General features: G+C 73.6%; 25 protein-coding genes and 1 pseudogene. 9 read left to right on the forward strand and 17 right to left on the reverse strand.

Translation table 11 applies throughout. From position 1 onward, the window contains the following. Positions 1–3: 3 nt before the first annotated feature. The gene (locus tag O7603_RS06140; RefSeq protein ID WP_281574703.1) at positions 4–864 is read right to left on the reverse strand and encodes an endonuclease/exonuclease/phosphatase family protein; all 861 of its coding nucleotides are present in this window, start codon (positions 862–864) and stop codon (positions 4–6) included. A 312-nt stretch (positions 865–1176) separates the two neighbouring features. On the opposite strand from O7603_RS06140, the gene O7603_RS06145 reads away from it, so the two are divergent. After that, positions 1177–2025 carry a hypothetical protein gene (locus O7603_RS06145; protein WP_281574704.1) on the forward strand — a complete coding sequence of 283 codons (849 nt, stop codon included), beginning with the start codon at positions 1177–1179 and terminating at the stop codon, positions 2023–2025. A 19-nt stretch (positions 2026–2044) separates the two neighbouring features. On the opposite strand, the gene O7603_RS06150 is transcribed toward O7603_RS06145, so the two are convergent. The 5 genes from O7603_RS06150 to O7603_RS06170 all read right to left on the reverse strand — a co-directional run bounded on the left by O7603_RS06150 (position 2045) and on the right by O7603_RS06170 (position 6497). Next, positions 2045–2581, reverse strand: coding sequence for an ATPase (locus O7603_RS06150; protein ID WP_281574705.1), 537 nt, complete (start codon positions 2579–2581; stop codon positions 2045–2047). Between the two features lie 155 nt (positions 2582–2736). Continuing rightward, positions 2737–3183 carry a response regulator gene (locus tag O7603_RS06155; RefSeq protein ID WP_281574706.1) on the reverse strand — a complete coding sequence of 149 codons (447 nt, stop codon included), beginning with the start codon at positions 3181–3183 and terminating at the stop codon, positions 2737–2739. 68 nt (positions 3184–3251) lie between these two features. Then, the gene (locus O7603_RS06160; RefSeq protein WP_281574707.1) at positions 3252–3599 is read right to left on the reverse strand and encodes an STAS domain-containing protein; all 348 of its coding nucleotides are present in this window, start codon (positions 3597–3599) and stop codon (positions 3252–3254) included. 85 nt (positions 3600–3684) lie between these two features. Beyond that, positions 3685–4734, reverse strand: coding sequence for a cobalamin-dependent protein (locus O7603_RS06165; protein ID WP_281574708.1), 1050 nt, complete (start codon positions 4732–4734; stop codon positions 3685–3687). Further along, positions 4731–6497, reverse strand: coding sequence for a PP2C family protein-serine/threonine phosphatase (locus tag O7603_RS06170; protein WP_281574709.1), 1767 nt, complete (start codon positions 6495–6497; stop codon positions 4731–4733). Before O7603_RS06170 ends, O7603_RS06165 begins: the two co-directional genes overlap by 4 nt. Before the next feature lie 195 nt (positions 6498–6692). Here O7603_RS06170 and O7603_RS06175 point away from each other — a divergent pair, with 195 nt between their 5' ends. Next, positions 6693–7085, forward strand: a complete 393-nt coding sequence (locus O7603_RS06175; RefSeq protein WP_281574710.1) for an STAS domain-containing protein — start codon at positions 6693–6695, stop codon at positions 7083–7085. A gap of 61 nt (positions 7086–7146) precedes the next feature. Continuing rightward, the gene (locus O7603_RS06180) at positions 7147–7491 is read left to right on the forward strand and encodes an STAS domain-containing protein (protein ID WP_281574711.1); all 345 of its coding nucleotides are present in this window, start codon (positions 7147–7149) and stop codon (positions 7489–7491) included. A gap of 232 nt (positions 7492–7723) precedes the next feature. Here O7603_RS06180 and O7603_RS06185 read toward each other — a convergent pair whose 3' ends face one another. After that, the gene (locus O7603_RS06185) at positions 7724–8041 is read right to left on the reverse strand and encodes a hypothetical protein (protein ID WP_281576626.1); all 318 of its coding nucleotides are present in this window, start codon (positions 8039–8041) and stop codon (positions 7724–7726) included. A 202-nt stretch (positions 8042–8243) separates the two neighbouring features. On the opposite strand from O7603_RS06185, the gene O7603_RS06190 reads away from it, so the two are divergent. From O7603_RS06190 to O7603_RS06200, 3 genes are all read left to right on the forward strand, one after another. Next, positions 8244–9224: a DUF2267 domain-containing protein gene (locus O7603_RS06190; RefSeq protein ID WP_281574712.1), complete on the forward strand. Its 981-nt coding sequence runs from the start codon at positions 8244–8246 to the stop codon at positions 9222–9224. An 82-nt stretch (positions 9225–9306) separates the two neighbouring features. Next, the gene (locus O7603_RS06195; RefSeq protein WP_281574713.1) at positions 9307–10101 is read left to right on the forward strand and encodes a fused MFS/spermidine synthase; all 795 of its coding nucleotides are present in this window, start codon (positions 9307–9309) and stop codon (positions 10099–10101) included. Between the two features lie 66 nt (positions 10102–10167). Further along, positions 10168–11256 (forward strand): AI-2E family transporter, encoded by a 1089-nt coding sequence (locus O7603_RS06200; protein ID WP_281574714.1) that lies wholly within the window; start codon positions 10168–10170, stop codon positions 11254–11256. A 113-nt stretch (positions 11257–11369) separates the two neighbouring features. On the opposite strand, the gene O7603_RS06205 is transcribed toward O7603_RS06200, so the two are convergent. The 3 genes and pseudogenes from O7603_RS06205 to O7603_RS06215 all read right to left on the reverse strand — a co-directional run. After that, positions 11370–12671, reverse strand: coding sequence for an NAD(P)/FAD-dependent oxidoreductase (locus O7603_RS06205; RefSeq protein ID WP_281574715.1), 1302 nt, complete (start codon positions 12669–12671; stop codon positions 11370–11372). Positions 12672–12712: 41 nt separating this feature from the next. Continuing rightward, a complete protein-coding gene (locus O7603_RS06210) occupies positions 12713–13981 on the reverse strand; it encodes a hypothetical protein (RefSeq protein ID WP_281576924.1) in 1269 nt (422 codons plus the stop codon). A gap of 277 nt (positions 13982–14258) precedes the next feature. Next, positions 14259–14930: pseudogene (locus O7603_RS06215) on the reverse strand (glycogen debranching N-terminal domain-containing protein); the annotation flags it as partial. 51 nt (positions 14931–14981) lie between these two features. On the opposite strand from O7603_RS06215, the gene O7603_RS06220 reads away from it, so the two are divergent. Continuing rightward, a complete protein-coding gene (locus tag O7603_RS06220; protein ID WP_281574716.1) occupies positions 14982–16427 on the forward strand; it encodes a M20/M25/M40 family metallo-hydrolase in 1446 nt (481 codons plus the stop codon). 56 nt (positions 16428–16483) lie between these two features. Here O7603_RS06220 and O7603_RS06225 read toward each other — a convergent pair whose 3' ends face one another. From O7603_RS06225 to O7603_RS06255, 7 genes are all read right to left on the reverse strand, one after another. Continuing rightward, a complete protein-coding gene (locus O7603_RS06225; RefSeq protein ID WP_281574717.1) occupies positions 16484–17005 on the reverse strand; it encodes a GNAT family protein in 522 nt (173 codons plus the stop codon). A gap of 62 nt (positions 17006–17067) precedes the next feature. After that, a complete protein-coding gene (locus O7603_RS06230; protein WP_281574718.1) occupies positions 17068–17415 on the reverse strand; it encodes a PRC-barrel domain-containing protein in 348 nt (115 codons plus the stop codon). A 103-nt stretch (positions 17416–17518) separates the two neighbouring features. Then, positions 17519–17812 carry a DUF6510 family protein gene (locus O7603_RS06235; protein ID WP_281574719.1) on the reverse strand — a complete coding sequence of 98 codons (294 nt, stop codon included), beginning with the start codon at positions 17810–17812 and terminating at the stop codon, positions 17519–17521. A 16-nt stretch (positions 17813–17828) separates the two neighbouring features. Next, positions 17829–18605 (reverse strand): ferredoxin reductase, encoded by a 777-nt coding sequence (locus O7603_RS06240; protein WP_281574720.1) that lies wholly within the window; start codon positions 18603–18605, stop codon positions 17829–17831. Further along, positions 18598–19188: a sulfite oxidase-like oxidoreductase gene (locus tag O7603_RS06245; RefSeq protein WP_281574721.1), complete on the reverse strand. Its 591-nt coding sequence runs from the start codon at positions 19186–19188 to the stop codon at positions 18598–18600. Before O7603_RS06245 ends, O7603_RS06240 begins: the two co-directional genes overlap by 8 nt. A gap of 167 nt (positions 19189–19355) precedes the next feature. Further along, positions 19356–20375 carry a TerC family protein gene (locus O7603_RS06250; RefSeq protein ID WP_281574722.1) on the reverse strand — a complete coding sequence of 340 codons (1020 nt, stop codon included), beginning with the start codon at positions 20373–20375 and terminating at the stop codon, positions 19356–19358. Positions 20376–20581: 206 nt separating this feature from the next. Then, positions 20582–20992, reverse strand: a complete 411-nt coding sequence (locus tag O7603_RS06255; protein WP_281574723.1) for a DUF2267 domain-containing protein — start codon at positions 20990–20992, stop codon at positions 20582–20584. A 175-nt stretch (positions 20993–21167) separates the two neighbouring features. Between O7603_RS06255 and O7603_RS06260 the strand changes: the two genes are divergently transcribed. Further along, entirely contained in the window at positions 21168–21437 is a 270-nt protein-coding gene (locus O7603_RS06260; protein ID WP_281574724.1) for a DUF2795 domain-containing protein, read from the forward strand. 7 nt (positions 21438–21444) lie between these two features. Then, complete coding sequence (locus tag O7603_RS06265; RefSeq protein WP_281574725.1) at positions 21445–22185, forward strand: DUF1345 domain-containing protein; 741 nt, start codon at positions 21445–21447, stop codon at positions 22183–22185. Positions 22186–22413: the final 228 nt, after the last annotated feature.

Below are 22413 nucleotides of genomic sequence, written 5' to 3' on the forward strand. Positions count from 1 at the left end.
CCGCTACCAGCGGAAGCTCGCGGTCACCGCACGGTGATCGCTGGCCGGGGTACGCAGCACCCCGGCCGAGATGGCCGTCACTCCCCGGTAGAGGACGTGGTCCGGGCGGGTCACCGGGACCGCGGCGGGCCACGTGAATCCGAAGCCGCGGCCGGCGTCGGCCTGCGCGTCCCCGAGCAGCCGGTTCAGCGGGGCGAAGACCCGGTCGGTGCTGGCCGTGTTGAGGTCACCGAGCACGACCAGGCGCGGCGCGGGGTCCGCGCGCACCTGGGCGGCCAGGGCGGCGACGGTCTGATCCCGGGTGGCGGTGTCCCCCGCCCGCGCCGAACCGAGATGGACCACGTACACGGCCAGGTCACCGCTCGGGGTCTCCACCACCGCGCGGAGCGCCCGGGTCCAGCCGAGGCCGGTGTCCACCCCGGCCCGGTCCCGGATCGGGTAGCGGCTGTAGAGCGCGACCGTGGAGACGGACGCCCGGTGGGGATGATCCGGGCGGAGGACGTCGGCCACCCGGTCGTCGGCGACCTCCTGGAGGGCTATCAGGTCGGCGCCGGCCGTGGCGAGGGCCCGCGCGGTGGCCGCCGGATCCGGGTTGGCGGCGCGCAGGTTCTGGCTCGCCACCCGCAGGCCGCCCGCACCCGCCGCGGCGCCGGGCCGCAGCCAGGCTCCGGCGTACAGGGCAGCCCAGACGACGGCGGGCAGCAGCACGGCGATCAGCGCGAGGCGCGAGCGGCGCAGCAGCGCGCCCAGCGCCAGCAGCGGCACGCCGGCGCCGAGCAGCGGGGTGACGCTGTCCAGGAGGCTGCCCAGGCCACGGACGTTGGGCACGGCGCGGTGTCCGGCGAGCACGGCGGCGAGCAGCACGGCCGCCGCGGCGAGGAGCCAGCCTCGCCGATTGCGACGCGGCCCGTCCGACTCATCAGCCGCTCGGCCGTCCGGCCGAGCGGCTAATCCGCTGTTCGGTGGAGGTGCGGCGGGCCGCCGCGCCGCTCGCCCAAGATCACCCATCTGTCCTGCTCATGCCGACGTTACGGTCATTACGGTAATACCCGTGTTAGGCGCTTAATCACCTTCGCGGCCTATCGAGAGCAATCACCCCACCGAAGGTTGCAAATTGTGACGCATGCCACCAACCAGGCGGATGGCAAGGCCCGCTCGACTTTCTAGCCTCGGCGGGTGCATCCCGACGACCCCTCCGACCAGAAGCTGACCACTGCTCGCGCCGCAACCCCTCCGGCCAACCGGGCATCCACCGAACGGACGATCGGCCGGCACCGCGCCCCCGAGCCGCCCCGGCGCGGCGCCCGGGCGCTGCTGACGTCGACCCCGCTGCGAGTCGCCCTCGCCACCGGCGTCACCTGCTGCCTCGGCGTCGCCGCGTACGCCGGCGTGCGGGACGACACCGTCCAGCGGGACGAACCGCTGACCCAGGCCGTGGCCGACCGGGCGGCACTGGCCAACGAGCGCGCCTCCCGGTCGCTGGAGCGCACCGCCTCCCCCACCCCGGTCAGCCCGAGCCCCACGGCGTCACCCAGCCCCACGGCGACCAAGAAGAAGCCGGCGCCGAAGAAGCCGGCGAAGCCGCGCCGACCCAAGCCGGTCGCCGGACTCACCCAGGCGCAGATGGACAACGCGAAGGTGATCGTCGACGTCGGCCGCGACCTCGACCTCCCCAAGCGCGGCATGATCATCGCGGTCGCGACCGCCATGCAGGAGAGCACCCTGCTCAACTACGCCAGCGGCGTGCTGCCCGAGTCGCAGAACTACCCGCACCAGGCCATCGGCTGGGACCACGACTCGGTCGGGCTGTTCCAGCAGCGGCCCAGCAGCGGCTGGGGCACCGTCGAGGAGCTGATGCGTCCCGCGTTCGCGGCGCGCGCCTTCTACCTCGCCCTGCTCAAGGTTCCGGGCTGGCAGGACATGAGCCTGACCCTGGCCGCCCAGACCGTTCAGGTCTCCGCGTTCCCCGACGCGTACGCCCAGCACGAGGAGCGGGCGACCACCGTCGTTGACGCGCTCACCTGAGCCGGCGCGGGCAGCCGCCTCACCGCACGGGCGCGCCGTCCCGGCCGGTCGGTGGTTCCGCCGGCCCCTCGACGCCACCGGCGGCCACCCGGGTCGCGGGCACCCCGGCCGCCGCGGTCGGCGTGTCGACCGGTACCGGCTCGACGGTCACCTCGCTGAGGATCTCGTCCACCCGGGCCTCCCGCCGCCGACGGGCCTCCAGCGCCGCCTCGAAGTCACGGCGCGCCTGCACGGCCTCGGCGTACGCCCGCTCGCGCAACTGGCGGGCCTCCTCACGGGCCGCGTCCAGCTCGACGCGCGCCAGGGCCAGGATCGCGCCCGCCTCCCGGTCGACCTCGCCGGCACTGCGCCCCACCACCGCCGCATCGTCCAGGTCGAGCCGGCGCAGCAGGCCGCAGAGCCCGCTCGCCTCCTGCCGGATCCGGTCGCCCTCCCGACCGGGCCCCGCGGCGCTCTCCGCCCATGCCGCGAGCCGGGTCAACCGGAAACCCAGCTCATCCAGGCAGGAGTCCACCTGCCGCTGGTCGTAACCGATCTCCACGACGGAGAACCTCATGCTGTCGCCCCCCAGGCAGCCGGAAACATGTCCCCACCTGGATCCTCGACCGTGCCGCACACTCGCGAGGCGGTTCGGCCGAATTGTTCAGCATCCGGGCGGCCGGCGGGTCCGCGCGGCGCGCGGAGCGGGACGTCCGGGGTGGTCGGGGACGGTCAGGGGCGCTTGGGCAGCACGACCACCCGGCCGAAGAACTCGTCGATCCGGTGCACCACGTCGTTGAAGTCGTCCAAATCGATCGGCTTGGTGACGTACGCGTTGGCCTGGAGGGTGTAGCTGCCGACGATGTCGGTGTCCGCGTTCGAGGTGGTCAGCACGACGATCGGGATGGTGCGCAGGTCCTCGTCCTGCTTGACCTCGCCGAGCACCTGCCGCCCATCCATCCGGGGCATGTTCAGGTCGAGCAGGATGACGTCCGGCCGTACGGCCTCCGTGTGCCGGCCCTCGCGGCGGAGGAACTCCATCGCCTCCTGCCCGTCGCCGACCACGTCGATGACCTTGTCGACGTCCGAGTCGCCGAGCGCCTCCTCGATCATGAGCACGTCGCCCGGGTCGTCGTCCACCACAAGGATGCGCACCGGGTTCGGGCTGTCTGCGCCCATGATCTACCTGCCTCGGGTCGGCGGGAACGGGACCTCGCGGTCACGTGCTGGCGGGGAAATCTAGTCCATCACGGGAGGATCTGCGAGGCCGGGTCGGCGGTGTCCGGTTCGTACCGGAGCACCTCGGCGAGGCCGGTGAGGCGCAGCACCCGCTCCACCCGACCGCTGGCCCCGGTGACCCGCAGCCAACCGCCGTCCGCCGCCGCGTGGTTGTCGCCCCGGACGAAGGCCGCGATGCCGGTGGAGTCGCAGAACGTCAGCTCGGTGAGATCCACGAGCAGGCGCCGCTCGCCCGCCTCGGTCAGCCGGTCGATCACGGCGTTCAGCTCCGGCGCGGTGCTCATGTCCAGCTCACCGACGAGGCGCAGACACGTGCCACCGCCGTCGCGGTCGGCGTACGTGACGGTGAACGGCACCGTGCTCCCCCTCGCTCCCACGCAGGTGGGACGTTTGCAGTGGGGCAAGTATAAGCAGGGGCGGGCCACCGGCCCACCCGCCGGCTCAGCCGTTCGACGGGGCGCCCGCCGGGGTGACGAGCAGCCGGCTCCGGTCCAGGTAGCCGACCGCGCGCGGGAAGTCACGCAGCACCCGACCGAAGTGCTCCAGCGTCAGCCCGAGCGCCGCGGCCGGCACGCCACGGCTGGTCAGAATGGCCGCCAGCCACTCGACGAACTCGGTGAAGAGCGAACCGTCGTCCACGTAGAGCGCGGCCGCCAGGAAGTCCACGACGTAGCCCAGGTCGCTCACCGTCGAGTCGACCTGCGCCGGGGTGTACGACTGGGTCGCCGGCGCCCGCTCCCGGAGGTCGGCCAGCGCGCCGTCGATCAGCTCGGCCCGCCGCCGGACCAGGCCGGCGTACTCGTCGTCGGCCAGGTGGGACAGCTCGGCCGGCGGGACGCGGCGCAGCGCCCGCTCGTCGGCGACCAGGTCGGCGGCGCCGGGTGCGTCCGGCGACCACGCCACACCGAGGCGGCGGGCCCAGCGGCCGTCGACTCCGAAGCCACGCCCGCCCACCACGACGGGGACGTCGGACCGGCGGCACGCCTCGATCATGCGGTGCGCGTGCGGCAGCCGCATCGGCAGCGCGCAGGCCAGCGCGACCGCGTGCGCGTCGTGCCGGTGCAGGTACGACACCAGGTGCGCGGCCGGGACGCTGGCCCCGAGGAACGTGACCTGCCAGCCGCGCAGCCGCAGCACCTCGGCGACCAACCGCGGCGGAAGCGCGTGCCACTCCCCGTCCATGCAGGCCACCACGATCCGGCCCCGGGTCGGCCGCGGGCCGGCCTGACCGGCGATCGCGGCCACCACGCGCTCGCTGATGTGCGTGGCGGCGTGCTCCTGGGCGACGCTCCACTCGTTGCGCGCCCAGCGCTCCCCCACCTCGGCCTGCGCGGGCGCCACCAGGTCCAGCAGCACCCGTTCGGCCGGCACCCCCCGGGACAGCAGGCCGAGGGCGACCTCGATGGCCGCGTACTCGTCGGCTTCGGTGAGGCAGTCCAGGTAGTCCGCGTAGGCGCCCCCGGGGCTGGCCTGCCTGATCGCCGTGGTCAACCGCGGTCCTCCCTCGCCCCGTCAGGCCCGCCCGCGGGCACCGCGTGCAGGTGCCGGGACGCCCGCCCGGTCGGCCCCGACGCCCGCAACGCCAGGACCGCGATGTCGTCGTGGTCGCCGTGCCCCAGCCAGTCGCAGGTGACCTGCTCGATCCGCTCGGCGAGCGCCGGCGCCGGCATCCGGTGGCAGCCGGTCAGCACGTCGACCAGCCGCTCCGGGCCGAACTGCTCGTCGCCCCACCGGCCCCCGCGCGCCTCCGTCACCCCGTCGCTGTAGAGCACGCAGGTCTCGCCGGGCTCCAGCCGGACGGTGACCTCGCCGACCCGCGGATCCGGGACCACACCGATCAGCATCCCGCGCAGCGGCACCGTCTCCACCTCGCCGGTGGCCCGCAGCACCAGCGGCGGCAGGTGACCGCCGCCGGCCATGGTGAGGGTCAACCCGCCGTCGCGGTGCGGGCGCACGACGCCGAGCACCAGGGTGGCGAACCGACCCTGGCCGTGCGCCTGGGTGGTTTCCAGCAACGCGTCGTTGAGCAGCCCGAGCAGCCGGGCCGGCTGCGACTCGACCCGGTGCAGCGCCTGCAGGCACTGGCGTAGCTGGCCGGTGAAGACGGCCGCCTCCACTCCCTTGCCGGAGACGTCGCCGAGGAAGAAGACCGAGCCGCCGTCGGGAAGGCGGTGCGAGCCGTAGAAGTCGCCGCCGATCCGCAGACCCGCCTGGGCCGACCGGTACGCCGTGCCCCACTGGACGCCGACGGCTTCGGCCGGCTCCACCGGCAGCAGGCTGGCCTGCAGGGTGTCGGCGACCTCGGCCTGGTCCCGGTAGAGCATCGCGGTGGTCATCGCGGCGCCGGCCCGGGCCGCGAACGCGTGCAGCAGATCGACGTCGCTCTCGTCGTACCAGCCGGTGCCGCGCCGCGCGACCAGAAGCACCCCGGCCGGGGCGTCCGACCCGGGCAGGGGCACCGCCCGGACGTCGGTGTCCCCCGTCGCGAGGCCCGGCAGCCACCCGGCCTCGGCCGCCTGTTCGACCAGCCAGTCGACGGCGTGCGGCGCAACGCCGGCCAGGCCGTCGGCGATGGCCACGGGCAGCTCGGCGGCGGCCAGCACGCCGCTGTCCACGGCCGGGCCCTCGTCGTCCACCCGGGACGCCCGCCACCAGTGAGCCCGTCCCGAACGGGGAGCGAGCACCAGCACGGCCACCTCGGCCAGCGTGGGCACGGCCAACCGGACCACCGCCGCGGCGGCCCGGGTCGGGTGCAACGGGTTGCCGAGCTTCTCCCCGACCACCGCCAGGAACGCGGAGCGGGCACGCTCGGCGAGCAGGGCGTCGGCGCGGCTCACGCTCTCGGTGACGTCCTCCACGTACCAGCAGCAGCGGCCGCCGGAGAGGGGCACCCGCCGCGCGGTCAACCGGCGGGAGCGATGGTCGAACGCACCCGTGGCCGGTTCGCCCGACAGGCCGGCGACGCCGGCCGCGGCCAACACCTCCCCGACGGTCACCTCGGGCAGGAGGCGTTCGGCGACCGGGCTGACATGGCGTACCACCCCGTCCGCGTCGCAGACGACCAGGCCCTCCCGGAAGTGCTCGACGACCTCGGACCAGTCCGGGGTGGCCGGCGGCCGGGCGGGGGTGAGCGCTGGCGGGGCGGGCGCCGGGCGGGCCGGCGGGGCCGGGGACCACGCCGGAGCCCGGTCGGCACTCGGCGTGGAGACCCGTCCGTCGCCCGGGTCCCAGTCCCTGACGTCGGCGGCAGTCACCAGCTGAGCCCCACTCCTCATCGTCGCGCGACGCGCCGGAACCGGCGTCTATGGTCAAATCCCTCCGACCACCCTACGCGGCCTCGCCCGAACCGCCACCCCACGCTCAGGTGCGGCCCGCCGGCACCGGGCGGCGGGGCCTGTGGATTGTTACGATCCCCCGGACCCCGGCCGGCCGGCATTCTGCGGAAAGGCGTGATCGTGGTACCCCACGGGCGGAAACCCGAGACGACACCGCTGAGTCTGGCCGTCGACCGGTCGGATCCGGGTGCCCCGCTGATCCAGGTGGGCGGCGACCTGGCGTACACCACGGCGGCGCCGCTGCGGGAGGAGATCGACCGCGTGCTCGCCGAGCCGCCGCCGGTCATCGTCCTGGACTTCGCCGGCCTGCTCTTCATCGACAGCACCGGCCTCGCGGTGATCGTGCACGCATGGCGCGAGGGTCAGCACCGTGGCACCGCGATCGAACTGCGGGCCGTCCCCCGCTTCCTGGGGACGATCCTCGACCTCACCGGAGTCACGGGCCTGCTCGCCCGGTCGGGTCCGCCGGCCCGCCCGCGGATGGACCGACCGACGGCCAGCGTGTGACCACCGGACGGATCGGTCCCGCCCAGGGCTGTGCGGGGCGTGCGGCAGGGAGCAGGGCGGCATGCCCGCGCAGCTGTTGACCATCGAGGTGAGCCGGCTCGACGCCGGTCGCGCCCGGCTACGACTGATCGGCGACCTCGATTTCGACACCGCGCCGGAGTTCGCCGCCGCCGCCGCCGAACTGCGGCGGGAGGGCTACCGGGAGCTGGAGATCGACCTGACCGGGGTCGGCCTCTGCGACTCCTCCGGGCTCAGCGCGTTCGTCGTGGCGCACCGTGCCGGCGCCGGGCCGATCCGGCTGATCGGCGTCAGCCCGCTGCTCCAGCAACTGCTGGACCGCACCGGCCTGGCGGAGCTGCTGACCGTGGCCCGGTCGTCCGACGACGACCTGCGCGCCATCGGGTGATCCGCCCCGACCACGCCTCGCGTCCCATTCGACGCGGGCCGTGTCGACCTGCCCCTGATCCGCTCCACGTCGCGACAGGCAGTGTCCGTCGGCCCCGGATCCGGCCAGAGCGGTGACGTGGTGGTCGATCCCGGCGGCTACCGACCTTGCTCGGCACAGGTTCGACCGAGCCGCGCCGAGAAACGGGGTGGCCCCCGACCCTGGGACCAGGGGTCGGGGGCCGGAGTAGGGCCTACTGGGCGGTGACCGGCTGCAGCCGCGGCCCGTCCGCGCGTCGGTCGACGGCCGACGGCGGCGGCTCGGCGTCCTCCGGCGGGCCGGAATCCGGCGTCTGGAACAGGTACCGGACGAACTCCCCACCGGCCTCGTTGTCGTCCGCTCCGGGCCACTGGCCGATGCAGTCGACGCCGATCACCTCCCGGCCGGTGCCGTCGGCCTCCTCGAGCAGCGCCCACAGGCTCACCGGGTAGCAGCGGGTGGCTTCGGGCGAGAGACGCCAGCGGGCGTACCAACCCGGCCGGGCGGGGACGATCTCGACGATCCGCTTCATGACGACCTTCCCTTCCGCGTACCTCGGAAGAACTCCGGTCACTGGCCCGATCGTGCGGGCCGGGCGGGTGATCGCCCCTCACCCCCGCCGGATGAAGCCGTCCGCACCGCGTCCCGGCCCGGCGGACCGCGTCCGTTTCGGTCCCGCCGACGCCGGGAAGGCGACCGGCGGAACCACGGATCCCCAGCGGAAGGGTGTCACCATGCGCAAGCAGATGGAAGGCGACAACCAACGCCGCCGGACGCTCGCCCGGCAGGCCCGCGAGCAGGGCCGGCAGCCGAGCGAGACGGGTGCCAGCCTGAGCGCCTCCAAGCAGCTGACCCACCTCGACCGGGGCAAGCGCGCGGGGCCGCCGCCGGCCGGCAGCCGACACAAGCCGGACACCGCGCGCGGCGGGCCGTCCCCGCCGCCGGCCGGCACCCCGTCGAATCCCCGGCCGCAGCTCGCGCCGGGGGTGAACGCGGGAGGCACGGCCACGATGGGTTACCACGACCTGGTCGAGAACGTCCGCCGCCGGGCCGGCGTCGACTTCCGTACGGCCAAGGTGGGCGCCGAGGCGACCGTGCTGGTCCTGGCCTTCGCGCTGGGCCAGGCGGAACGCCAACGGCTGCTCTCGGCGGTGCCGTCGTCCCTGCACGACGTGGTGCCGGTCGACGGCATCGAGCAGCGCCGGGACCTGCCCGGTTTCCTCGCCGAGGTGGGCCGGATCAGCGGCAACACGCCGGAGGAGGCCCGGTACCAGGCCGAGGCCACGCTCGCCGCGCTCGCCGACGCCGACGGTGACCTGGTCGAGTCGCTGCACGTCCCGGAGAGCCTGCGGGAGTTGCTGGCACCGCCGGCGGTCGGCGGCGGCGTGGTCGGCGCGGCCAGCGCGACGCCTCCGCTGAGCGACGCGGAACTCTCGGCGGCGCTGGCGGACATGCCGTACTGGTCCGGCGACGGCACCGGGCTGTACCGGGTGATCGCGCTGCCCCCGGACAACCTGGACCGGGTGCTGGACCGGATCGAGCAACTGCGGCAGGAGACGGGACGGGCGCCGACGATCGGCCGCCCCGGCCCGACCGCAGCCGTGCTCACCGTCCGCTCCCGGCAGGCCGGTGCGGTGACCGCCCTCGACCTGGATCTCGCCCGCAGCATCGACGACGCGATCGACGAGGCGGGCGCCGGCATGGCCACCGGTTGACGGGCGCGGACCGGCGGGCCACCACCCTGGCCCGCCGGTCCCACCGCCGGCTCCCGGCACACGATCGACTAGCCTGCGGCGCATGGACCGCGCCGCCGACCGGCTGGAGCTGGTCGCCGACCCGGTGCGGCGGACCGGACGCCTGCTGCTCGCCGACGGCGTCGAGCAGTCCTACGTCGACGTCGCCGATCCACGCCACCTGCACTTCGACTACGTACGCCGGATGGCCTCCGTGGCCGACACGGCGGCGGCGAAACGCGTCGCGCTGTCCGTGCTGCACCTCGGCGGCGGGGCGCTGACCCTGCCCCGCTATCTGGCCGCCACCCGGCCCGGCTCGGCGCAGCTGGTCGTCGAGCGGGACGAGGCCGTGGTCTCGCTGGTCACCAGGAAGCTGCCACCGCTCCCACCCGACGTACGCGTCGAGATCGCCGACGCGCGCGCCGCGGTCGCCTCGTCCCCGCCCGGCCGCTACGACCTGGTGTTCGCCGACATCTACCGGGCGGCCCGGATGCCCCGGCACGTCCGGACGATGGAGTTCGTGGCCGAGGCGGCCCGCACGCTGCGGCCGGAGGGCATCTACCTGGTCAACCTCACCGACCTGCCACCGCTGGTGGCCACCCGGGTGCAGGTCGCCACGCTGTGCGCCGTCTTCCCGGACGTCTGCCTGATCGCCGACCGGCGGATGCTGCGGAGCCGGCGGTACGGCAACCTGGTGCTCGCCGCCGGGCTCCGCCCCGGCCGGCTGCCGGTGGCCCGGCTGACCACCGCGGCCCTCCGGGACCCGATCCCCGGCATCGTGCTGCACGGGCCGGCGCTGGAGACCTTCGTGGCCGGCGCCCTGCCCGCGACCGACGCCGACGCCCACAACGCCGGCTGAGGTGGGGCCCGCGCCCGCCGACGGGGCGGCGGGTTTCCGCCGCTCAGGCGGGGGTAGCCGCCGCAGGTGAGCGACCCCGACGACCGGAGGACCGCCCGCCGGGCGTTGATCGTCATCGGGCTGTTGCTGGCCACCCTGCTCGGCCTGGCGCTGGTGTACGCCACCCGCCGCGTCCTGGTCTGGATCCTGATCGCGGCGTTCTTCGCCGTCGCCCTCAAGCCCCTGGTCGACTGGCTGCAACGGCGGTGGGTCCACCGGCGCGCGCTGGCCACCCTGCTGGTCTTCGCGGCCACCTTCGTGGTGCTCACCGCGCTGGCCGCGGTGATCATCGTGCCGCTGGTGGACGAGCTGGCCCGGTTCGCCGATCGCGCGCCGGAGCTGTTACGCGAGACCCGGGCCGGGCGCGGGCCGATCGGCCGGCTCATGGAGAAGGTCGGGCTGCGGGAGTACCTGGCCAACCACTCCGACCAGGTCCGCCAGTACGGCGAGCGGCTGCGCCAGCCGGCGTTCGGGGTGCTGCGCAGCGTGGCGGAGACGGTCGCCGGGCTGGTCACGGTGATCGTGCTGGCGTACCTCATGGTGCTGGAGGCCCCGCGGATCACCCGACCCGCGCTCGCCGCCGTCGGCGAGCAGCGGGGGGAACGGTGGCGGCGGATCGGCCACGAGATCTCCCGCACCATCACCGGCTACCTCACCGGCAACCTGCTCATCAGCCTGATCTGCGGGCTGCTGACGTTCGTGGTGCTGCTGCTCACCGGCGTGCCGTTCGCGGCGGTGATCGCCCTGCTGGTGGCGATCGCCGACCTGATCCCGCTGGTGGGCGCGACCCTGGGCGCGGTCATCGCGGCCGGCGCCGGGTTCCTGCACTCCCCCACCGCCGGCATCGTGGTGCTGGTGTTCTTCGTGGTCTACCAACAGTTCGAGAACCACGTGCTGCAACCGATCATCCTGGCCTGGGCGGTCCGGCTGAACCCGCTGACCGTGCTGGTCAGCGTGCTGCTGGCCGCGAATCTGGCCGGTCTGGTCGGGGCCCTGCTCGCCATCCCCGCCGCGGGCATCGTGCAGATCCTGCTGCGCGAGTACGCGCCCTTCCGTCGTCCGCCACCCCCCGCCGCCGGAACCGAGGCGGCCGGGGGCGGTGGGCGGGCCGCCTGAGCAGAGGTGGGCGGCCCACCCTGCAGCTTCCAAAGGCGGCCCGCCCGGCAGCCGCCAAAGGCGGCCCGCCCTCCCGTTCAGGGCGAGAGCGGGCGGATCATCCCGGCGTGGCGTCAGCGCGTGCGGACCGGCATCTCCGGCGTGGTGCTCTCCAGCGGCACCGCGTTCGCGGGCACCAGCCCCAGCTGGACCGCGGGGCGGGGCAGGGTCGCGTCGAGCACCCAGTCCGCGCCCACCCGGGACCGGTTGCCGGGCATGGCGAGCAGGTGGTAGCCGCGGGTGACCGCCTTGGCCGGCAGGCCGGACAGGTTCACCTGCAACGGGTTCGCCGCCGCGTCCTTGCCGCCGAGGTCGACGACCCAACCCAGGTCGTGGTGCTTGTACGGCCGGCGGCGACCCTTCCCGTACGAGGCGGCGATGTTGTGCGCCGCGAGCTTGCCCTGACGCTGCGCGTGCTGGGCGGTCATCGCGCAGACCTTCCCCGGGTGGGCCACGTCGGGCACCGCCGCCGCGTCACCGCAGGCGTACACCTCGGGGAACCCGGGAACGTTCAGGTACTCGTCGACCACCAGCCGGCCCCGCTCGGTGCGCAGGCCCAGCTCGGCCACGAACGGGTCGGGGCGCACCCCGACGCACCAGACCAGCGAGCAGGTCGGCACGTACTCGCCGTCGGTGAGCTTCACCCCGTCCGCGGTCGCCTCGGCCACCGAGGTCCCCATCCGGACGTCCACGCCACGCCGCTCGAGGACCCGATGGGCGGTGTCCGACATCCGCTTGTCCAGCTCGGGCAGGACGCGGGGCGCCACGTCGAGCAGCATCCACCGGGGGCGCACCGTGAGCCGGGGCCGCTGAGCGTGCAGCGCGTCGGTGAAGAGCTGGCCGTGCGCCGCCACCTCGGTCCCGGTGTAGCCGGCCCCGACCACCACGAACGTGGCGCGGGCCTGCTGCTCGGCCGGGTCCTCGGCCTGCTCGGCCAGCTCGACCTGCCGCACGATGTGGTCGTGCAGGTAGAGCGCCTCGGGCAGGCCGCGGAAGCCGTGCGCGTACTCGGTCACGCCCGGGATCGGCAGCAGCTTGTTGACACTGCCGACGGCCAGGATCAGCCGGTCGTACGCGATGCGGTTGCGGTCCCCCTCCTGCTGGGTGAAGCCCACCCACCGGTTCTGCAGATCCACCTCGTCGGCCTCGCCGATCACCACCCGGACGCCGCGCAGGGTGCCGGTGAGCGGCACGGCGAGGCGCTTCGGCTCCACCACCCCCGCCGCCACCTCGGGCAGCAGGGGCAGGTAGAGGAAGTAGTCGGTCGAGTTCAGCACCACGATCTCGGCGCGGTTGCCGGCCAGCCGGCTCAACGTCTTCGCCGCGTGGTAACCGGCGAACCCGGCCCCCACGATCACCACACGAGGTTTCGTCATTGCGGACCCGTTCCCGTCCATACGCGGGACAAACGTGCGCCTCAGCCGGGAGAGAGCCGCACGTACCCGGTGGTGGCCACCGCCTCCACCTCCCACAGGCGCCCGAAGGCGCGGACCCGATCCGCCGTGATCCGGCCCAGCTCGGGCGGGATGTCCGGGTCGAGGACGAGCTTCCCGTCGACCGGCTCCATGCCCAGCATCGCCCGTAACAGGGCCAGCGGGGTGCCGCTGGCCCACGCCTGCGGACTGCACGCCGTCGGGTACGGCACCGGGAACAGGACCCGATTGCGGGCGAACCCGCTCATCGCCTCGGGCAGCCGGTAGTCGAAATGTTCGGCCGCCTCCAGCAGGGCCAGACAGATCCGGTTCGCCTCCTCCCGGTAGCCGTAACGGGCCAGACCGAGCACCGCGAGCGAGTTGTCGTGCGGCCAGACCGTGCCCAGGTGGTAACCGAGGGCGTTGTAGAGCCGGTCCTCCCGGGACAGGGTGCGGATCCCCCAGCCGGAGAACATGTCCTCCGACATCAGCTGCCGCACCACCGCGTCGGCCCGCTCGCGCGGCACGATGCCGCTCCACAGCAGGTGCCCCATGTTCGAGGTCTTCGAGTCGATCGGATTCTTGTTCCCGTCCAGCCCGACGGCGTAGAAGCCGCCCCGCTCGTCGAGCCAGAAGTCCCGGTTGAACCGCTCGTACAGCCCGGCGGCGTCGGCGCGGAGCCGCTCGGCGAGGGCCGGATCCCCCAGCGGCCCGTCGCACAGCTCGGCCAGCCGCAGCTTCGCGTCGTAGACGTAGCCCTGCAGGTCGCTAGTGGCGACCGGCAGCTCGGGGATCGTGCCACCGGCGAAGCAGACCCCGTCCGGGGAGTCCCGCCAACACTGGTTGCCCAGCCCCTCCGGGGACCGGGTGGCGTACTCGACATAGCCGTCGCCGTCCCGATCGCCGTACTCGTCGATCCAGCGCAGCGCCGCGAGCGCGTTGTCCCGGAGCAGCCGTACGGTGTCGTCGTCGCGGGTCCACCGCCAGTACTCCGACAACAGGATCAGCCAGAGCTGGGTAGCGTCCGCCGTGCCGTAGTACGGGCCGTACGGCTTCTGCCCGGTCCGGGTCAGCTCGCCGCTGCGCACCTCGTGCAGGATCTTGCCCGGCTCCTCGTCGGTGAAGTCGTCGCAGCGCTCGCCCTGCAGACGGGCCAGCGCGAGCAGCGCGCCCTTGGCCAGCATGGGGCCGGCGACCAGCGTCTGGTACGCGGTGATCAGGGTGTCCCGGCCGAACACGGTGAGGAACCACGGCAGCCCGGCGCCGGGAAGCATGATCCGCTGTCCCTTGACCTCCAGGTCGAGCCGGAGCGCCGCCAGGTCGTTCCGCGACCCTCCGTACCGTCCGCTCGAGTGCGTCGTGGTCGCTGCGCAGCATCGCCCGGTCCTCGACCCAGCGCCGCAACGGGTGGTCCGCACGCCGATGGACCGCGTCGGCGATGTCGCCCCGCACCGGCTCCACCACCCCCATGCCCGGTGGCAACGGCACGTGCAGGTCCAGCTCCCACTCCTGCTGCGGTTGCAGGGTGAAGACCCAGACCAGCTCGTCGCCCTCGACCTGGTTCGCCGGCGCGGAACAGCACACCCGGGTCTGCGCGGCGAACCCGTCGCGCTCGTAGGAGAAGCAGAGCTCGGACCCGTCGGCGGCGTGGCCGCGGGTGATGTGCGCGGACCGGTCGCGCACCCCCGACTTGACCTCGAACAGGTCGGCGAAGTCGGCGCCGACGGAGAGGCGCAGCTCGACCCGGACCGGGTCCGGCCGGAACGACACGACCGTGCACCGCTCGTGGAAGCCGTCGCCGACGTAGCGCAGCCGTCGGATGCCGAGACTGTTGGGGGGCAGACCGGGCACGCCGGGGTTGGTCAGCATGTACTGGGCCGTGTAGTGGTCGATCAGGTCGGAGCGCAGGTCGAGCAGCCGGCCGCCGTTGACCGACAGCACCCACGTGCTGAGCAGCCGGGTGTCGAGGTGCACCAGCCCGCCGATGCTGCCCGGGGGCACGTCGCCGCACGGGTCGGAGTACATGAAGGTCGGGCCGCTGAGCACGGCCATCGCGTTCGGTCCCAGTTCGAGCGGCATCGCCCGCTGGTCGCCCTCGCCGGCCGTAGCGACCTGCCCGGGCATGGGATTCGCGGGCGTCGGACGCGCGACAGCCATGCCCCCACCGTAGGAACCGTCCCCCTCGCTCGTCATCACCCACACCGGGTGAAAGAACCACGCCATCCACGCCCGCCGATATGGACAGACACCACCGTCGATGGCGAGGATGCGGTCATGGGAACTGACGACAGCGGCGCCCGGCCCACGAGGTCCACCCGCCGCACCTTCCTGTCCGCCGCCACTGCCGCCACCGCCGCGACGGTGGCCGTACCCGTGCTCGCCGACCCCGCCGCCGCGGCCTCCGGCGGCGGCCCGTCCGGCCCCGGCCACCCGGTCCGCCCCCAGCCGCCGGGCCGCGAGCTGCGCGACCTGCTCCGCGCGGTCGACCAGCGCCGCATCGAGGCGATCGTGCGCCGGCTGGCCGAGTTCGGCACCCGGCACACCCTCTCGACCCAGGACGACCCCGCGCGGGGCATCGGCGCCGCCCGGGACTGGATCTACGACCGTATGCGCGAGTACGCCGCAGCCTCCGGCGGGCGGATGACCGTCGAGCTGCAGTCGTACATCCAGCAGCCGGCGTCCCGGATCCCGGTGCCGACCCGGATCACCAACGTGGTGGCGACCCTGCGCGGGGAGACGTCGCCGAACCGGACGTACGTGGTGACCGGCCACTACGACTCCCGGTGCACCGACGTGATGGACGCGGTCAGCGACGCGCCGGGCGCGGACGACGACGCGTCCGGCGTGGCCGTGGTGATGGAGCTGGCCCGGTTGATGACCACCCGGCCCACCGGGGCGACCATCGTCTTCGCTGCCGTGGCTGGCGAGGAGCAGGGGCTCTACGGCTCCGCGTACCTGGCCCAGCAGCTCAAGGCGGCCGGCACGGACGTCCAGGGGATGTTCAGCGACGACATCATCGGGAGTAGCACCGCCGACGACGGCACTCGCGACCCGCACGCCGTCCGGCTCTTCGCCGAGGGTGTGCCGACCGCGGAGACCCCGGCCGAGGCGAGCACCCGGCAGTCCGTCGGCGGCGAGAACGACTCGCCGTCGCGGCAGCTCGCCCGGTTCGTCAAGGACGTGGCCGAGAACGGGGCGACCGACATGCGGGTGCGGGTGATCTACCGCCGGGACCGGTACCTGCGCGGCAGCGACCACATCTCGTTCCTGCGCGAGGGCTGGCCGGCGGGGCGGTTCACCGAGCCGAACGAGGACTTCGCGCACCAGCACCAGGACGTGCGGGTCGTCGACGGGCAGCAGTTCGGCGACCTGCCCGAGTTCTGCGACTTCGGGTACATCACCCGGGTGGCCCGGGTGAACGGCGCGGCGCTCTGGTCGCTGGCCCAGGCGCCCGGCACGCCGAAGGGCGCGATCATCGTCACCACCGACCTGACCAACAACACGACCCTGCGCTGGCAGCGCGGCGCCGAGCCGGACCTGGCCGGTTACGAGGTGGTGTGGCGGGAGACCACCGCGGCGGAGTGGCAGAAGGTGATCCCCGTCGGCGACGTCACCCAGGTGACCATCGACCTGTCCAAGGACAACGTCTTCTTCGGCGTCCGCGCGGTGAACCGCGACAACCTCCGCAGCCCCGTGGCCTTCCCCCGCCCCGGCAGCTAACCCCCTGCCCCGCCCTCCCCGGCGCCCCGCCCCGGGTGGGCGGGGCGGCCGGGGGGTCAGGTTGTGGCGGTGATCGCCCAGCGTTCGTGGTCGCGCCAGGCGCCGTTGATGAACAGGTAGTCCGGCGAGAATCCTTCCAGCCGGAAGCCGAGCTTGCGGGCCACCCGCTTGGACGGCTCGTTGCCGGGCTGGATGTTCGCCTCCAGCCGGTGCAGGCCGAGCGCGGTGAAGGCGTGCTCGATCGCGAGCCGGATCCCGTCGGACGCGTGCCCGGTCCCGGCGTACGGCAGGAACGCGGCGTAACCGAGGTAGCCGCCGCGCAGCGCGCCCAGCACGATGCCGCTGATGGTCGCGTAGCCGGCGATCGCGCCGGTGGCCCGGTCGCAGATCAGGTAGCCGGAGTGGTCCCGGCGGCGGATCTTGCTCAGGTACGCGGCGAACTGATCCGGGGTGTCCGGGGCGGCCAGCCACGGGTGGTGCAGGTCCCGGCTGCGTTCGACGGCGGCGAGGAACTCCTTCTCGTCGGTCGCCCGGGGTCGGCGGATGGCGGCCGGTCCGCCGCTGCGCAGGTATCTCACGGCGGACAACTCTCACCGCCGGTTCGGCCGTTGTCCAGCCGATTGCCGCAGCGTGCCGGCCGTCACCCTCGGCCCAGCCACCGTCCGACACGGCGAAGGCTCCCGCCGGGACCGGTGCCCTCCTCGGCGGCCGTGGTGCGGGCCGGCGCGTCCGCGGCCGCGTCGGGCAGGTCGGCGCTGGGCACCGCGAGCACCACCCCCCGCTCGCGGAGTTCCCGGATGTCGTCGCGGCTGGCGAACAGCTCACGGCGGTCCGGCGGCGGCGTACGCACGACGACGCCGTGGAAGATGTCCTGCCCCTCGTCGGCGACCACCCGCTCGACCGCGCCGACCTGCGTGCCGTCGTCGTGGTAGACCGGCATCCGGTCGGCCAGGGCCAGGTACGAGATCTTCGCGCCGAGTCCGTCCACGGCGTCAACGCTAGTCAGGAATCCGCCGCCGCCAGGCCGTAACCAGCGATTCGGCGGGACGCCGTGGACCCGCGGGCGGCGCCCGGAGCGGTTCCGGGCACGGTCACAGCGGGCCGGGATGTGGCTGGTCGAGCGGCATGGGCACCTGCAGGTAGGTGGTGCCACGCAGGTCGAGCCGGGCCCAGCTGGGCGAGCGGACCAGCCGCAGCATGACCTGTTCGCAGTTGGGGCAGCGCCCGATGAGACCCGGCGCGTGCGAGTAGACGTGCAGGGCCGCCATCGGGCCGGTCGCCCCGCAGTGCTCGCATCGACCGGTGGCCCCGCTGAGGTCGACGGCGAACAACTCCCGCAGCGGGCCGTCGAGCATGTTGCCGTCCAGGTAGGACATGTCAGTCATGGTGTCTCCTCGGCGGTCAGCCGGTCGGGCCGAACCGTTCGGTCTTCACCCGCCGGGGCTGGTGGCCCAGCCCGACGAGCAGGTCGGCCACGGCCTCCACGAAGCCGGTGGGGCCACAGACGTAGTTGAGCGGTTCCAGGTCGGACGGCCAGCCGTGGTTGTTGACGTCGGCCAGCCCGATCCGGTGCGGCTCCCCCCGCCAGCCCTCCGGTGCCTGGCGGGTGTAGAGGTACGCCACGTCCAGCCCGAGGTCGTCGCGGCCGCGCCGGAGCAGTTCGTCGGCGTAGAACACGTCGTCGGGGGTGCGTACCGAGTAGAGCAGCCGGAACGGGGCGCGGCTGCCGGCCTCCCGGCGGGCCCGCAGGATCGCCATCAGCGGCACGATGCCCGAGCCGCCGCCGACCAGCAGGACCGGTGCGGTCTCCTCGGCGCGCCAGACGAACCAGCCGCCGACCGGGCCGCGTACCTCCACCGGGTCGCCCTCGGCGTAGGTGTCGATCAGGTACGGCGACACCTCGCCGTCGGGCACCCGTTGCACGGTCAGCTCGATCCGTGGCCCGCCCGGGCCGTCGACGACCGGCCCGGCCAGCGAGTACGACCGGGCGGCCTGGTAGCCGTCGGGGGCGGTGAGCCGGACGTCGAGATGCTGCCCGGGCAGGTGCCCGGGCCAGCCGGGCACCTCCAGCACCAGTGTGTGCGCGGTGGGGGTCTCGACCCGGCGTTCGACCAGCCGGGCCACCCGCCAGCTCAGCGGGGCCCGGCCCGGGGCACCGACCGCGACGCGCTCAGTCACCCTGGTACCGCTGCTCGCGCCACGGGTCGCCGTAGTCGTGGTAACCCGCGGTCTCCCAGAAGCCCTGCCGGTCCGAGGTCATCAGCCGGATGCCGCGCACCCACTTCGCCGATTTCCAGAAGTAGAGGTGGGGCACCAGCAGCCGGGCCGGGCCGCCGTGTTCGGCCGGCAGGTCGCCACCGTCGAAGGTGTGCGCCACCCAGGCCCGCCCGCCGCGTAGGTCGTCCAGGGGAAGGTTCGTGGTGTAGCCGCCGTACGAGTGGGCGAGCGCGTAGTGCGCATCGGTCTCGATGCCGTCGAGCAGCGTGTCCAGCGAGACGCCCTGCCAGTTGGTGCCCAGCTTGGACCAGCGGGTGACGCAGTGGATGTCGACGTGCGGCGTCTCCTGGGGCAGCGACATCAGCTCCGACCAGGACCACCGGTACTCGGCGCCGGTCTCCGTGGTGATCACGAACTCCCAGGTGTCCAGCGGCACCTTGGGCGTCGGGCCGGCGGAGAGCACCGGGAAGTCCTGGGTCAGGTACTGCCCCGGCGGCAGCGCCGGCTCCGACGAGCGGGGGCGGCCCTGGAAGCCTGGTGACACGATTCCCACCCGTCAGTCGTACCACCCGGCCGGCACGGGCGGGACGGTTCCGCCGTACCGCCTGGTGTGTCGGCGTGGCGTACGGAGATCGCCCGCGGTGCGGGCGGCGGCGGGCAGACCGACGCCGCGCGGCGCGGACGCCGCGCGGCATCGATCGCGCGGCGCCGTCACCGCCGTTCGGCGACCACCTCGCGCTCGCTCGGCGTCCCGTCGCGGGTGGCCCGCAGGCTGGTCAGGGTGACGACCACGAGGATGCCGATGATGACGGCCAGCGAGGCCAGGGTCGGGATCTCCGGCACGCCCTTCCAGATGCCGTGCGCCCAGTGCAGGCCGAGCTTCACGCCGATGAAGGCCAGGATGATCGCCAGGCCGTAGCTGAGGTGGACCAGGCGGCTGAGCGCGGCGTGCAGGACGAAGTAGAGCGCGCGCAGGCCGAGCAGGGCGAAGGCGTTCGTGGCGAAGACCAGGTACGGGTCCTCGGTGATGCCGTAGACGGCCGGCACCGAGTCGACCGCGAAGACCACGTCGGTGGCGAGCACGGCGACCACCACGAGGGCGAACGGGGTGAGCGTGCGCCGCCCGGCCTCCCGGATGGTCATCCGGGTGCCGTGGTAGTCGTCGGTGACGGGCATGAACCGGCGCAGCAGGCGGACCGAGCGCATGTTGTTGATGTCCACCTCCTGCTGGTGACCCGAGAGGGCGTCACGCAGCAGCTTCACCGCGGTGGCGATGAGGATGACCGCGAAGAGCAGGAACGCGAAGTCCAGGGTCTCCAGGGCGGCGGCGCCGAGGGCGATGAACACGGCGCGCAGCACGAGCGCGCCGGCGATGCCGTAGAGCAGCACCCGCTGGGCGAGCACCGCCGGCACCGCGAACGCGGCCAGCAGCAGCATGAAGACGAAGAGGTTGTCGACGGAGAGGGACTTCTCCACCAGGTAGCCGGTGAGGTACTGCACGCCCAGCTCGGATCCGTAGCGGTTCCAGACCCAGGCGCCGAAGGCCAGCGGAAGGGCTATGTAGAACGCGGACCAGCCGATCGCCTCGCGGAGCGAGACCTCGTGCGGGCGGCGGGTGACGAGGAAGTCGAGCACCAGCAGCGCGATCACGCCGGCGATGGTCACCACCCACAGAGTGGGGGTGCCGACCGTCGTCAGCTCGGCGGCGGACAGGTACGACAACTCGGTCATGGAGCCTCCTCGAACACCGTGTCATGTTCGAGGTCTCCTTCACCCACTTTCGTGGGCAACCACCCGAGGCGTGCCGGGCACGCCGTACTGACCGGAATGGTTCGTGGGAAGTACTCCCCTCGCAGCGACAAGGTTAGGTCAGGCTCAATCGGTGCGCCAAGTGGGGCACCCCGGCGGCGCGGCGATGGTTGCCCAGGTCAACGTGGTCAGCTGCGGCGCAGCGTGGCCCCGGGGGCCATCGCCGGCTCGACCATCTCCCGGTAGTCGCGCGGCAGCTGGGTCACCACGTCGTCGAACTCGCCGCCGGTGATGGCCTCGCGCAGCGTGGTGAAGACCGCGCGGACGGCGTCCCGCGCGACCGGTTCGTCGACTCCGGCGCGTTGGCTCACCCGGGCCACGAACTCGGCGGCGCCGAACCGGTCCGCCGACTCGGAACTCGGGCTCGGCTTCACCACGACCTGCAGCGGCTTCGGCAGCTGCGCGGCCAGGTCCAGCACCTCCCCGCCGGTCAGCCGCTCGGCGAGGGTCTCGAGGGTCGCCCGGGTCATGGTGACCGCGCGCTCCGAGGGCATCTTCGTCCGCTGGGCCACCTGGTCGATGAAGGTGTCGTAGTTCATCACGTTCTCCTCGGGCTGCGTCGAGCCCTGCGGGTACCCGTGGCGTACCGGCGGAAACGGCGCGGGATCTCCGGGCCGGCGCCGGATTTCCCCCGGCCGGCGGGGCGTGACCGGCCGGGAGTCGGGTAACCGCCGCCGGTCGTGACCGGATTCGATGCCGCGAGGAGCCGACGCCATGGCGAGCTACGCCGACGTCCTGCAGTACCTGTCGAGCCTGGACTACCCGGCCGGCAAGGACGACGTGATCCGCGAGGCCGAACGGGAAGGCGCTCCGCCGGACGTGCTGCGCGCATTGCGTGCGCTGCCACCGGTGGACTACGCCAACGGCAACGAGGTGGCCCGTTCCGCCGGCATCGAGGCCGCGCCCGAGCTGAGCCCGTCGCAGCGCGCGGCGCAGGCCCGCGACCGGCGACCCCGGGTGTCCCAGCACCTGCGCGGCATCTGATCCGGCGGTGCCCGGACCCGCCGACGAGCACGAGCCGCGGCAAGCGGACCGGGGGCCGCCCGACGAGCACCAGCAGCGGCGGGCGGCGGCCCGGGAGGCCGCGAGCCGACCACCGGACGGGCACACACCGGCCGCGGTCCAGATCGCGATCGTGGCGGTGGTGGGCGTCGTCGTCGGGACCGCCTTCGGGCTCCTGGTGTCGCCCATGCACGCCCCGCTGGTGGGGTGGGACGTGGCCGCCGCGACCTGGTTGGTCATCGTGTGGCGCAAGATCTGGCCGCTGGACCCGATCCAGACCGCCCGGCTGGCCGCCCACGAGGACCCGAACCGGGCGATCCGCGACGCCGTGCTACTCGGCGCGTGCCTGACCAGCCTGGTCGCGGTCCTCCTGGTGATCGGCACCGCCGACACCGTGCGGCCCGGCCTCCTCCGCGACCTGTTCGGCGGGTGGGGCGTGCTGAGCGTGCTGCTCGCCTGGACCGTGGTGCACACCGTGTTCGCCGCCCGGTACGCCCGGGTCTACTACACGGGGCCCGACGGCGGCGTGGACTTCCACCAGCCGGACCCGCCGTGCTACGTGGACTTCGCCTACCTGGCGTTCACCGTCGGGGCCACCTTCCAGGTCTCCGACACCGATCTGACCAGCATGGAGATGCGCCGGACGGTCCTGACCCACTCGATGGTGTCGTACCTGTTCGGAGCGTTCGTCATCGCGGCCACGGTGAACCTGGTGGCCGGCCTGACCTGACGGCGGGCGGCACCACGGCCCGGAAACGGGCGGGCGCCCCGGCTCGCGAACCGCGACCGGGGCGCCGCACCGACACCTGTCCCTGGTGGTCGGTCGCGGCCCGAACCGGGCCGCGACCACCAGGCGGTTGTACGCCCGAACCGGGCGGGCTTGACTGCCGCGATCAGCATACATGCCGGCATCGTCCGAACGGTCATTAAAAGCCGGACTGTGGGCCAAGGCACTCCC

The sequence above is a fragment of the Micromonospora sp. WMMD812 genome, from assembly GCF_027497215.1.
Classification (GTDB): Bacteria; Actinomycetota; Actinomycetes; order Mycobacteriales; family Micromonosporaceae; genus Micromonospora.